The 12875-nt window shown below is 40.8% G+C and carries 12 protein-coding genes and 1 riboswitch; of the genes, 9 read left to right on the forward strand and 3 right to left on the reverse strand.

The window, feature by feature from the left end:
* Positions 1-226: 226 nt before the first annotated feature.
* Both helD and ACZ5XR_RS10530 read left to right on the forward strand, forming a co-directional pair.
* The gene (helD, locus tag ACZ5XR_RS10525; RefSeq protein ID WP_464501605.1) at positions 227-2554 is read left to right on the forward strand and encodes an RNA polymerase recycling motor HelD; all 2328 of its coding nucleotides are present in this window, start codon (positions 227-229) and stop codon (positions 2552-2554) included.
* 91 nt (positions 2555-2645) lie between these two features.
* The gene (locus ACZ5XR_RS10530) at positions 2646-4139 is read left to right on the forward strand and encodes a hypothetical protein (RefSeq protein WP_464501606.1); all 1494 of its coding nucleotides are present in this window, start codon (positions 2646-2648) and stop codon (positions 4137-4139) included.
* A 56-nt stretch (positions 4140-4195) separates the two neighbouring features.
* On the opposite strand, the gene ACZ5XR_RS10535 is transcribed toward ACZ5XR_RS10530, so the two are convergent.
* Together ACZ5XR_RS10535 and ACZ5XR_RS10540 are read right to left on the reverse strand one after the other, a co-directional pair.
* Complete coding sequence (locus ACZ5XR_RS10535; protein ID WP_464501607.1) at positions 4196-6088, reverse strand: DHA2 family efflux MFS transporter permease subunit; 1893 nt, start codon at positions 6086-6088, stop codon at positions 4196-4198.
* An 8-nt stretch (positions 6089-6096) separates the two neighbouring features.
* Entirely contained in the window at positions 6097-6750 is a 654-nt protein-coding gene (locus ACZ5XR_RS10540; protein ID WP_464501608.1) for an HlyD family secretion protein, read from the reverse strand.
* Positions 6751-7060: 310 nt separating this feature from the next.
* A riboswitch (TPP riboswitch) is annotated at positions 7061-7169 on the forward strand.
* A gap of 117 nt (positions 7170-7286) precedes the next feature.
* Between ACZ5XR_RS10540 and tenI the strand changes: the two genes are divergently transcribed.
* The 7 genes from tenI to ACZ5XR_RS10575 all read left to right on the forward strand — a co-directional run bounded on the left by tenI (position 7287) and on the right by ACZ5XR_RS10575 (position 11754).
* Positions 7287-7928 carry a thiazole tautomerase TenI gene (gene tenI, locus ACZ5XR_RS10545; RefSeq protein ID WP_464501609.1) on the forward strand — a complete coding sequence of 214 codons (642 nt, stop codon included), beginning with the start codon at positions 7287-7289 and terminating at the stop codon, positions 7926-7928.
* Entirely contained in the window at positions 7912-9042 is a 1131-nt protein-coding gene (gene thiO / locus ACZ5XR_RS10550; RefSeq protein ID WP_464501610.1) for a glycine oxidase ThiO, read from the forward strand. Before tenI ends, thiO begins: the two co-directional genes overlap by 17 nt.
* Before the next feature lie 10 nt (positions 9043-9052).
* Positions 9053-9256 (forward strand): sulfur carrier protein ThiS, encoded by a 204-nt coding sequence (thiS, locus tag ACZ5XR_RS10555; RefSeq protein ID WP_464501611.1) that lies wholly within the window; start codon positions 9053-9055, stop codon positions 9254-9256.
* Position 9257: 1 nt separating this feature from the next.
* Positions 9258-10025, forward strand: a complete 768-nt coding sequence (locus ACZ5XR_RS10560; RefSeq protein WP_464501612.1) for a thiazole synthase — start codon at positions 9258-9260, stop codon at positions 10023-10025.
* Complete coding sequence (locus tag ACZ5XR_RS10565) at positions 10022-11041, forward strand: thiazole biosynthesis adenylyltransferase ThiF (protein WP_464501613.1); 1020 nt, start codon at positions 10022-10024, stop codon at positions 11039-11041. Before ACZ5XR_RS10560 ends, ACZ5XR_RS10565 begins: the two co-directional genes overlap by 4 nt.
* 117 nt (positions 11042-11158) lie before the next feature.
* Positions 11159-11302, forward strand: coding sequence for a hypothetical protein (locus tag ACZ5XR_RS10570; RefSeq protein ID WP_464501614.1), 144 nt, complete (start codon positions 11159-11161; stop codon positions 11300-11302).
* A 323-nt stretch (positions 11303-11625) separates the two neighbouring features.
* The gene (locus tag ACZ5XR_RS10575; RefSeq protein WP_464501615.1) at positions 11626-11754 is read left to right on the forward strand and encodes a hypothetical protein; all 129 of its coding nucleotides are present in this window, start codon (positions 11626-11628) and stop codon (positions 11752-11754) included.
* Positions 11755-11802: 48 nt separating this feature from the next.
* Here the strand turns inward: ACZ5XR_RS10575 and ACZ5XR_RS10580 are convergent, their stop codons facing one another.
* On the reverse strand, positions 11803-12630 hold the full coding sequence (locus tag ACZ5XR_RS10580; RefSeq protein ID WP_464501616.1) for a GNAT family N-acetyltransferase: 828 nt from the start codon (positions 12628-12630) through the stop codon (positions 11803-11805).
* Positions 12631-12875 lie beyond the last annotated feature (245 nt).

The raw sequence follows: 12875 nt of genomic DNA on the forward strand, positions 1-12875 counted from the left end.
CCTCTTCGGTTAAATTGTGATTGTTGAAATACTCAGTTCAACGTTTTCCATTATACGTTATCCAACTAATCGTTTTAAGCCCCATTTTATATCCTAAAATGGAATGATGTAACAATTGTTGTGAACCCTTCAGCTTTGAGCTTGGAACTTGACTAGGATAAAAGTTTTGGTTATTCTAATTATTCCCATGTAACCATAATTGAATAGTGAGGTGACTTATAATAGGATGAGTGCCAAAGATCAAGTGTCTGTTCGTGACCATAAAGATTATCAAGCAGAAGTGGAGCGTCTTGAGTTTACAAAGGAATACATAAAAACCGTTTTGGAGATTTCGAAAGGGAATAAAGAGTTTTTTGTGGAAAATATGAAGCAAGCGTTTGCAAACCTGGACGATAAAGATAGCAGCGCAAGCTACACGGATCTCCTTGCGAATGCCAGCTTTCTTGAATTAGCTCAAAGTGAACTGAAAAGATTAGCAAGCGTGATTGGCAAACCTTATTTTTCAAGGATCGATTTTAAAAACGATAACAGTAATAAGGAAGAAATTTTGTACATAGGCAAGGTATCCTTGTTTGACCGTGTGTCACAACAGCCGATCATTGTGGATTGGAGATCCCCAATTGCCAACGTTTATTATGATGGCCGGCTTGGAGAGGTATCCTATGACGCATATGGCGAGACACAAACTGGTTTCTTATCCTTGAAAAGGCAGTATGAAATCATTGATGGATTATTAAAAGAAATCAGAGACATCGATTTGACCACTCACGACGAGCTGCTGCAGAAATCATTGGCAGGGAAAGCGGACAATCGCTTAACAGAAATCGTGGCAACCATTCAAAATGAGCAAAATGAAGTAATCCGGGCATCACTCAAACACCCTATTGTCGTTCAAGGGGCCGCGGGAAGCGGAAAGACAACAATCGCACTCCATAGAATATCCTACTTTCTTTATTCCTTTGGTTATCAATTTCCTCCAGAAAAATTAATGATTCTCGCACCTAACCGGCTTTTTATTGATTATATATCTGCCGTCTTACCTGAACTCGGCGTGAACAAAATTAATCAAACGACCTTTATTGATTTTATGCGAAGCTGCTTAGGGCAGAAAATCAAACTATTTGCTCCTAATACGAAACTGATGAAACTGCTTGAAGGGAACGGATCATCCAAGACCATTCAATGGGTTTCGGGCTTTAAAGGTTCACTTGAATTTAAGGAATTAATCTACAGTTATATAAAGGAAATAGAATTAAAGCTCGCTCCTGAAGAGGATTTTATTGTTGAAAAATCGATTCTCCTAAAGGGAAAAAAGCTCAATCGGCTATTTTTAAAAGAATATACGTACTTACCAATCTATAAAAGGATTGGAAAAATTAAATCCTTATTAGATGAGAATCTAAAGAAGAAAAAGTCACTCATGCTCGCAAAACTTACCACCAAATATGATGATGCGTTAGATAAGACTCTTTATAGCAGGAGGATGGAATCAGGAAAAAGAAAAAATCGCATCGTTGACCTCATGGATATGAAAAAACAAAGAATGGCCAAGGTTGAGAAGGAATCGAAGACAGCGGTAAAAAAATATATGGAATCGTTTGTCATGGAAGATGTGTTTACCTTGTATAAGGAACTGATGTCCTCGCCTGAAAAGATAAAAGAGCATTCCAATTCTCTATCCGATCGGGAATGTAAGGTCCTAAGCAATTTTTGTCAGCGGATTTTTTCCAGAGGGGCTTATGAGCTTGAGGATTTGGCTCCGTTATTTTATATGAAGGCAAAATTAGAGGGCATCGATGAAAAATATAAAATGCGCAGTATTTTCATTGATGAGGCGCAGGATTACAGCTATTTTCAATTTTCCGCCTTAAAAGAAGGATTCGAAACCGATTTATTTACCATCGTGGGAGATTTAGCACAAGGGATTCATTCCTATCGCGGCTTGAACAGCTGGGAGCCTGTATTGAATGAGATTTTCCCTAATGCGAATTATCAAGCCTTGCAAAAAAGCTACCGAACGACCGTTGAAATTATGAACTTGGCCAATGAGATTCTGAAACTAATCGACGAAGACTTGCCAAAGGTTCAGCCCGTCATTCGCCATGGACAAAAACCATGGTTTAAAACGATAGACCCTGCAAATTCGGAACAAGTGAAGCTGCAGCTGGAACAAGATATTGTCTCACTTAAAGAGGAGGAGCTTAATTCCATTGCAATCATTGGCCGAACGGACAGCGAATGTCAGCGAATCCATCAAATCTTTGAAGGTAGTCATCTTTCGATTCAATTATTAGAAGAGAAAGAGGATATGAAGAAGGGGCATGTGGTGATTTTGCCTTCCTATTTATCGAAAGGGCTGGAGTTTGATGCCGTTTTGATTGTATGCATAGAACAACCATACAGGGAAGTGGATCTGGACATCAAATTACTCTACGTGGCCATGACGAGACCGATGCATCGTTTGTATTTATACGGAAAAGACCGTTCAGACTTTTTATTAAATAGTGCGGATTCGTTGGATTACGATTCTCTGGATGCTTGTGAATCCGAATAAATATGGTATAGGCGGGATTTTGTTGTAGAAAACTATCGAGGATAAGCAATGGATACAGGTTTATTTTTCCATAGTTGAGAGGAAAGAATTCATGCAGCGAATTGATGTGAAGGAAAAAAATGTAAACTCCGCCTTGTTCCAGTTTATTTTTCCGTTTTCTTTTCAAGAGGGGAGCGAACAAAACATATTCCCCTATTTGCGGAGTCATCAATTTAAGCACTTCCAATTAGATGAATTCAACAATGAATCGAAGTATTATGGCGATTTTCGTGTTTCCCACCGTGATATGGAAGCTTTTTTTCTCCCATTTACCAATAAAATTCTTTTTCCAATATCTGAACAGCAAAAAGGTATTCAAAGGTATTCCAAACCTCTTGAATTCAACGGGTATTTAATAACGGATCTTGTGAGGATTCCTTTTCAGATCCACTCTATTGACGTCACCCTATGTCCATATGAACTTGGTTTTATAACAATTCGGACAGAAGTGAATGATTCAACGGGACTGTCGCTGTCCCGTGCATTAGAGTTTGCAGCTCGATTTCGAGTACTTGAACCTCGGTCGGATAGGGATCTTAACACACAAATTGAATGTGAAGGAAACGTATTTCATCAACTCGATCGTTTTGTATTTGAATATTTGTTTGAGGGATTGACAGCATTCTTTGACAAAAAAACAAGCAGAAAATCTTATTTCGGTACTTTTCCATTCTTTGAAGATGAAAGAATGTATGCGTATGGTTTGATCTCGGTGCAAGAAACGGATGCCATCCATTTAGTGGATGTTTATCGTTCGATCAGCCTATGCGGGTTAGACCAGGATGGAGAGCCGTTTATTAGTGCCAATAACCTTCCTTATATTCGCGAATATTTAAAAACCCACTCCTATCAACGCTGGGCGCCCAATACGTATTTTACAATGGAAGAACACAGTTTAATTTGTCTAACGAACGAAAACCGAAACAGCGTTACTCAACTGGTTAGTCAAGTATATGGTGAATATTACTATGCTTTATTGTTAAATCTTTTTCATAAAATTGTATTATTAAAGATTGGGCATGCCTTTGCTGAAATTCATATTGAACGAGACGCGAATAAAATGGAAAAATTGATTTATTCGATTAATTCCTTTACAGCGAATTTTTTCTTTACAGAACTAGCCGCACAGTCACAAGGAAGGGAAATCTTTTTTTACTTAAGGGAAACTTTCAACATCGAATTGCTATATAAGGATGCGAAAGAAACGCTCTATAGCCTGTTTAAATACCAGGAAAATGCCAATTCCAAAAAAGACAGTCTGCTGCTTTTAATCTTAACCCTCTATTCTGTCATGGGACAAATGATGGGAATGAGTTTTGTTATTCCGGATTTTATCGGAAAAATTAAATGGAATCACTTGTTGCATTATAATCCAATTGAATTCCTGGGGCTATTTGTGGGAGCCAGCGGGATCTTAGTTTCGATTTATTTAGGCATTCACAGTCTTCATCAATGGTCCGTGGACCGAAAAAACAGGGAGAAGTGGGTAGAGCAAACCGTTTTATCGTCAATTAAAGAAAAGAGAGGAACGAAAAAGGAAGTCTAACTCGAAAAGGTTCTTATATAAAGAACCTTTTCGAGTTTCTATCCTTAAAGTAACGGTTAATCTGTTACTACATGTTGTGTCTTTTGAAGCGAATCTTTTTGGCTCTGTTTTTTTCTGCCATAAAAGATGACAAGAATGGCCCCGACCGCAGTTAAAATGGCTGCCGCCATAAAGGCATCATTCATTCCAGAGACAAATGCATGCTGACTGATCAATCCATTCATCATGGAGAGGGCGGCCTGTTTTGAACCAGAAACTCCCATGCCGTGAGCTTGAAATCCTTGTTGTATCTTCGTCAAAAATTGACCGGACGGTGAAGTTGGTGTCACTTGCCATGAAAGCACAGCAGCGGCAATTTTTGACTGGGTGGTCATGTAAGTCGTAAGAATGGCTGTTCCCAATGAGGACGCAACCTGCCGAACGGTGTTGTTCATCGCCGTACCCTGACTCGTCAATTCAAACGGTATGGCATTCATACCGGCTGTCATGAGAGGCATCATAGCCATAGACACTCCTGCACTCCGTAAAATGTATAACCACTGGATTGTGTTTGAACTTGTATCTACCCCCAAATTCGTAAATCCCAGCGTGGCGAGTGTAACGATTACTAGTCCGGTAATACCTAGCGGGCGTGCTCCAATGCGGTCGAATAGTCGTCCGCTGATCGGCATGATAACAGCTGAAGCCAGTGCAGCAGGTGTCATGAAAAGGCCTGTACGTACAGCTGAAAATCCCCGGATATCTTGAAGATAAAGTGGAAGGAAGAAAACACCCACAAACATGGATATCATCACAATTGAAACAATGACAAGACTCATGTTAAACTGATACGATTTGAATACCTGCAATTTGATCATTGGATGCTTTACTTTAAGTTCAACAATCACCAATATGATTAAACAAAGTATACCTACAGAAAGAAAAGACACAACCTCAGTTGAACTCCATCCCTTAGAAGATACTTCGTTAAATCCATACAATAAACTTCCAAAGCCGATAACTGAGAAGATAAAGCCCCAAAAATCAAAATTACCTTTCGCCTCATGTGGAAATTCGTGCATCATAAGGGCACCGAGTATTACTGCTACAATCCCGATTGGGACATTGATGTAAAAAATATACCGCCATGACCAATAATCTACTAAATATCCACTTAGTGCAGGGCCGAATGCGGGAGCCGCCATCATGGCAATTCCGAATATTCCCATCACTGTCCCGCGTCGTTCCGGCGGGTAGATACGGAAAATCATCGACATAGCAACTGGCTGCATCAAGGCGCCGCCAACCGCTTGAACGATTCGAAACAGGATGATGGAATCCAGATTCCATGCAAGCCCGCATAAGGCGGAACCAATGGTGAAGGTGGTTAAGGCAAACAGAAAGAGCTTTTTCGCTCCAAATTTATCCGTCAACCATCCAGAAATAGGAATTAACATACCAAGTACGAGCATGTATCCTGTCACAACCCATTGAATTTCATCCGTACTTGCGTTCAAAGCAGTTTCCATTTTGGGGATCGCTACATTGACGACACTCGTGTCCAAAATCGCCATAAACACACCAAGAATAAGGATGGTCATCTGCAGGGCAGGGTTCTTAATCCGATCGATTTCATACAAGGAGCCAGCCGATTGTTCTACATGTTTTTTTACTGTGTCTGTATCTCTTTCCGTGTCTAGAACAGACTGGTTCAAGCTTTCTTTCGATTGATCGGCAGCATGGTCCTTTTTCAAAACAGGATCAGGTATGGCTGAATCTTCAAGCATTTCTTCCTTATGACTTGATACATCTTGAGAAAGATCCGTCTGAACCTTCGTTTCGCTTATCGTCGGATTCTCCAAATCTTCTTGATTCATTTTTTTCGCTTTTTTTTGTGTCATCAACCTTAAATTGATGAATAGCAACAGCAAAATGCTTAAAATAATATAAATCATGATCAATATTGACATCGTATCACCTACCTGTGAATTCTAACGGTTACGTTCATACCAGGAACGATTTTAACACCTTTAGAATCATCTATGGATATTTTGACAGGAACGACTTGGGTAACTTTTGTATAGTTACCTGTAGTATTTGAACTTGGTAATAAAGAAAACGTTCCAGCTGTTGCTAAGCCGAGTTGTTGGACAGTTCCTTTTAACGTGTCATTTGGGAACGCATCCACATAGATATCAACATCCTGACCAACTGCGATATCATCAATTTTCGTTTCGTCAATATTCGCTGTTACCCATAATTTGTTTAAATCATATGCTTGTGCAAGGGGGGTGCCAGCCGCAACAAAGGAATCTTCAACTGCATTATTTTGGACAATCGTTCCATTCGTTGGAAGAGTCACATTCATATTCACAGGTTTTCCATTGATGTCTGTTGTTGCGATGGTTCCAACTGTAGAATTTTTCGAAAAGGTAGATCCCACATTGCCTTTCCAATCGGTTAATTTCCCGTTTGCCGGAGCGGCAATGGTAACTTGTTGTCCTGCAATTTGGGCATTATCAGTGGTTAGATAATTCACATTTTGATTATAATAGGCATAAGCTCCAAAACCTCCACCGACTAAAATAAGTAAAATAATAATGTTCAATAAAAGTAAACGTTTCGTGCTCATGAACCTTTTCCTCCTCTAATAAGTATTGATAAAAATAACTTTTTGCATACTTAAAGTTGTGAACCCTCCTCGTTTATACCATAAGTATATTTTTTAAACTCGTTGTATAGTATTTTATAGTCATTTTTAATGATTATTCAAGAAGAAAGCATCAATATTTATTTTGTGGTGGATGGTCTATACAGGAACTTGAATAATATGGAATATACTAATCTTTCATAGGAGGATGTGAAAAGATTTTGTTTGACATTTCAAACGAAAGTGTTAACATTATCCATGAAAGTTTATCATTACAATTACATATTTGAAGCAAATCCGCTAGAGGTGCCTTTTTAAAGGGCTGAGATTGAAGTGTTACTTCGGGACTCTATGAACCTGATCTGGGTAATACCAGCGTAGGGAAGTGGAAACGTGAATATTTGGAGAATACATATTTCTTATTCAAATTTTCAACCACTTTCTTATGAAAAGAAAGTGGTTTTTTGTTTTTCACTTTCAATCATCGATAAGCGGAAACGGCGAACTAGGGGGCGGATATGATAACTAGTATAAAAGATAAAGAGTTACATATTATTTCTAATGGCAAAATGCCGATTGAGCAGTTACGTGACATTGTCATCGATATTCACCCCTATATCACAGCGATTCACTTGCGGGAAAAACAAAAAACAGCACGGGAGCTTTTTCAAGCAGTCCAGCTTTTCACTAATGCGAACATACCATTATCGAAGATTATGGTGAATGATCGTGTGGATGTTGCCTTCGTTACCGGGATAAGGGGAGTTCAATTAGCCTTTCATAGTTTAGAAGCACACATGGTAAAAAAACATTTTTCCAAGCTTACGGTAGGGAGTTCTATTCACTCATACGGGGAAGCACAAAAAGCACGGGAGAACGGTGTTGATTATGTGCTTTACGGCCATGTCTTTCCTTCGCAATCAAAACCAGGAAAGGCCCCAAAAGGTCTAGAGGAATTATCAAGGATCGCGAAACTGGATATTCCGGTTATTGCCATTGGCGGCATAACACCTGAGAATGCTAGCCAGGTACTACATGCTGGTGCTAAAGGAATCGCTGTCATGTCAGGAGTTATAGAAGCGCAGGACCCATTATCGGCTGTAAGGTCTTACTATAATGAACTAAAATATGGAGATGGTTTAAGTGAGAAATTCTTATGATGTTGCCATCATTGGAGGAGGAGTTAACGGGTCCTCGATTGCCTACCAGTTATCGAAGGTAGGGAAAAAAGTGATTTTGATTGAAAAGGGATCTGTCGCTTCGCAAGCTTCCAGTGCAGCGGCAGGAATGCTTGCCGCACAGGCGGAGATTGAACAAGACGGTCCACTGTTCCAGCTGGCATTAAAAAGTCAAGCGATGTTTCCTGAGCTCTCAAGTGAATTATTTGAACATACTGGAATCGATATCGAATTTGTTCAAAAAGGGATGTTAAAGATTGCCGAAAATGAAGAACAAGCAAAAGAATTAGAAAGACAAGCTACCTTTCAAAGGAAGTGGGAGCCCCAAATAAAATGGCTGGATTCCAAGGGAATTCGAGAAATGGAGCCGGCTCTCTCCCCAAGTGTGGCGGGAGGGATGTATATCCCCAATGATGGACATGTTCAACCAGCAAAATTAACACAAGCGTTTGCATGTGCTGCTGTCCATTTTGGAGCGGAAATCCGTGAACATACAGAGGTCCTTTCTTTTATTTTTGAAAACGGTCAGGTTAAAGGGGTTAAGACAGAATGTGGCAACATACATAGTGAACAGGTTGTCATTGCCACAGGAGCTTGGGCAGCGAAATTAATCCGTGAATCCGGGATGGACATTCCGATCTACCCTGTTAAAGGAGAATGTTTTTCCGTTCGGACTGAAAAGCCAATTATTACCTCCACCATTTTTTCCGATAAACGTTGTTACTTAGTCCCAAAACGAAATGGTGAAATTTATATTGGAGCCACGATGATTGAAAATACATTTGATCACAAGGTAACCCCAGGGGGAATTGCTGCATTAATCGAGAGAGCAACTAAGATTGTACCTCAAATAAAGGATGCAGCTTGGGAGCGCGTATGGAGTGGAGTTAGACCACAAACAGGCGATGGGATTCCTTACATTGGTGCTCATCCGAGCTGGAGGGGATTGTTCGTTGCGGCAGGCCATTTTCGAAACGGAATTTTATTAAGCCCGATTACGGGTAAGCTCTTCGCTGAGCTAGTACTAGGGAGATTCGGTGATGAAACACTTCTCTCCGCTTTTCAGCTGGCAAGACATAAAGAAACGGTTCGTTAGGGGGTAAAGCATGAAAGTATTGTTAAATGGGGAAAGAGTACAGTTGCCAGAACATGTCGTATTGGTTTCGGATTTACTTAAACATTATGAAATTCACGAAAAGGTTGTTGTAGTGGAAGTAAACGGTGAAATTTTAAATAAATTAGCACACCAAAGTACTAGATTATCAGATAAAGATAAAATCGAAATCGTTCATTTTGTAGGAGGCGGATGATATGTTAAAAATTGGTTCATTATCTTTTCAATCTCGTTTGTTGCTTGGAACGGGCAAGTATCCGAGCTATGAAATCCAAAAAGAAGCAGTGGCAGTTTCCGAGGCAGAAATCCTCACCTTTGCAGTAAGACGAATGAATATTTTTGAAGCCAGCCAGCCGAATTTTTTAGAGCAGCTGGATCCCACTCAATATACATTACTTCCTAACACAGCTGGAGCAAAAACGGCAGCAGAAGCGGTTCGAATCGCAAAATTAGCGAAAGCATCGGGCCTATGCGATATGATTAAAGTGGAAGTCATCGGTTGTGATAAAACCTTGCTTCCAGATCCGATTGAAACTCTAAAGGCCACAGAAGAATTAGTGAAGGAAGGATTTATTGTCCTTCCCTATACATCAGACGATGTTGTTTTAGCGAGAAAGCTTCAAGAAGCTGGCTGTCATGCCATCATGCCAGGCGCCTCGCCAATTGGGTCTGGCCAAGGGATCATCAATCCCGTGAACCTTAGCTTTATTATCGAACAGGCCGTCGTACCTGTTATTGTGGACGCAGGTATCGGTTCACCGGCTGATGCAGCTTTGGCAATGGAATTAGGAGCCGATGGAGTGTTATTAAATACGGCTGTGTCCGCGGCAAAAGATCCGGTCAAAATGGCAAAAGCCATGAAATTGGCGATTGAGGCTGGTCGGCTTGGCTTTGAAGCAGGCCGAATAGAGAAGAAGAGATATGCGACTGCGAGCAGTCCAAAGGAAGGAATGAGTATCGGGTGAGTAATCGGTACTCAAGACAAGAACTGTTTTCACCAATTGGAAAAGCTGGGCAGGAGCGGATTTCCAGTAAACATGTCCTCATCATCGGAGCCGGGGCACTCGGCTCAGGCAGTGCCGAGGCACTTGTCCGCGCTGGAATTGGTAAACTAACGATTGTGGATCGTGATTATGTAGAATGGTCCAATTTGCAGCGGCAGCAGTTATATTCGGAGGAAGATGCGAAAAATCGAATTCCAAAAGTTATCGCGGCGAAAAACCGCTTAACAGCCATTAATTCTTCTGTTCTGATTGAGGCCATTATTGCAGATGCCTCCGTTGCTGAGCTGGAGGACTGGGCCCAAAATGTTGATCTTATCATCGATGCCACGGATAATTTTGAAACAAGAATGATCATTAATGATGTATCACAAAAGTACGGTGTCCCGTGGATCTATGGAGCCTGCGTTGGGAGTTACGGAATAACCTACACGATTATTCCTGAAAAAACGCCATGCCTTACATGTTTATTAGAATCTGTGCCGCTGGGAGGATTGACTTGTGATACAGCTGGAATTATAAGTCCAGCTGTTAATATGGTTGTTTCGTATCAAATCAGTGAAGCATTGAAAATTTTGGTCGGAGATTGGGATTCCTTGCGAAACAAACTTGTTTCATTTGATCTATGGAAAAATCAATTTAGTGCCATACAGGCAGATAAATTGAAAAACAAGGAGTGTCCTTCTTGCGGAGAAAATCGATCCTATCCTTATTTATCATTTGAAACTCAAACAAAAACAGCTGTTCTTTGCGGTAGGGACTCTGTTCAAATTCGACCTTCGATTCCAACCGTTCGTGATTTGGAAGCATTAGAGAAACTATTGGCAAAACTTGGGGGAGAGATACAGCGAAATCCTTACCTTTTATCTTATACGCTGAATCCTCATAGATTAGTTGTTTTTAAGGACGGCAGGGTTTTAGTCCACGGAACGAAGGATATTTCTGAGGCAAAGGCATTGTATCATCGTTATTTGGGGTAATTAGATGGATGGTATTATCTTTTCAAATCTGTAATCTAATAGGTCACGACGTAGGAGGAGTCTACGTGCTCAAAAGGTGGATCAACAAGAAGAAACGGTCACGTAGGAGGAGTCTACGTGCCCAAAAGTAAGTTCAAGAAGAAGAAACGGTCACGTAGGAGGGGTCTACGTGCCCAAAAGCAGGATAAAAAGAAGAAACGGTCACGTAGGAGGAGTCTACGTGCCCAAAAGCAGGATCAAGAAGAAGAAACGGTCACGTAGGAGAAGTCTACGTGACCAAAAGTAAGTTCAAGAAGAAGAAACGGTCACGTAGGAGGAGTCTACGTGCCCAAAAGCAGGATCAAGAAGAAGAAACGGTCACGTAGGAGGAGTCTACGTGCCCAAAAGCAGGATCAAGAAGAAGAAACGGTCACGTAGGAGGAGTCTACGTGCCCAAAAGCAGGATCAAGAAGAAGAAATGGTCACGTAGGAGGGGTCTACGTGACCAAAAGTAGGATCAAGAAGAAGAAACGGTCACGTAGGAGAAGTCTACGTGACCAAAAGTAAGTTCAAGAAGAAGAAACGGTCACGTAGGAGGAGTCTACGTGCCCAAAAGCAGGATCAAGAAGAAGAAACGGTCACGTAGGAGGAGTCTACGTGCCCATAAGCAGGATCAAGAAGAGGAAATGGTCGACCGGCTTCATCTATTCGGACCGTTTCAACAATTTAAATAAAATTAATGTAAAAAACAGCCTGTCACTAAAGCCAGGCTGTTCAAACGTTTAGTTCAAATATTTATAATAATCCTGTGAATGGTAGCTTCTAAATCCACATGATTCGTAGAGTCCTAGTGCACGGGCATTTTTGGCTTCTACTTCTAGAAAAACAGAATAACCTTTCTCGACCTCCATTTTGACCACTCTTGATAAAGCCTTTCTGCCAATCCCTTTTCCCTGGAGTTTAGGAAAAACAGCAAATCCGTAAATCCATGCTTCGCCATCAGCTTCGGAAACGCGCATTTTCCCGGCCGTTTTACCTTCCGCTTCAATGATGAGATTTTGATCACCATGGTTCTCCTTGATCCTCTGATTGAAGTCACGAGCATCTTTTTCAGAAAAACCAAAGGACAAAACTTCAAGCTGTATTTCTGCTTCCCAATCTTCAGGCGAAACAGACGGTCTGACGGTTACAGCAGGATCGTCGGAAAGAACTGCTTTCTGCCATTTCATTTGATATTCCGCCACCGCAAAGGTGCATGGTAGGTTTTTTAAAAACTCCTTGGCTGTTTGTGAATCGGTTGGTGCATTTAACAAGATGGTCTCAAAACCTTGTTTCTTCGCCTCCTTAATTCCCATTTCAAATAGCTTTGAAAAAATCCCACTTCTACGGTATTTAGGATGCACCATCCCGCAAAGCTCTACTTTATTACCAAAACCATAAATCCCCAGAAAACCGACAAGCTTGCCGTTTTCATAATGGAAGAAGTCTTCCTTCCTTTTTCCCGACCGGTTATGGAGCATATCAAAATTCAGCTTTAGCTGAAATCTTCCGTCTTTCTCGCACGCTTCTTGAAGTGCAATAATTTCATCCAATTGTTCTTGTGTTAACATTTTTTCACCCCTGATTAAAAGTTCTATTCAAAACATGGGAACTCCTTCTTTTTTTGACAATTAAAGCAGAATGGGGGATATGGACGTCAATATTGTTATGTACATTTACAGAGGAATGGCCCTAGTCCAATGATCGGTAAAAGGACTAAGGCCATTAGTAATTTTTCTTCCTATGTTTACCTGCATGAATCAATCTGATTCGGTGTAAGCTTCCGTTGTTGTGTCTCTGCACTCCCAGCACTCGG

The organism is Neobacillus sp. Fa239, assembly GCF_055395235.1.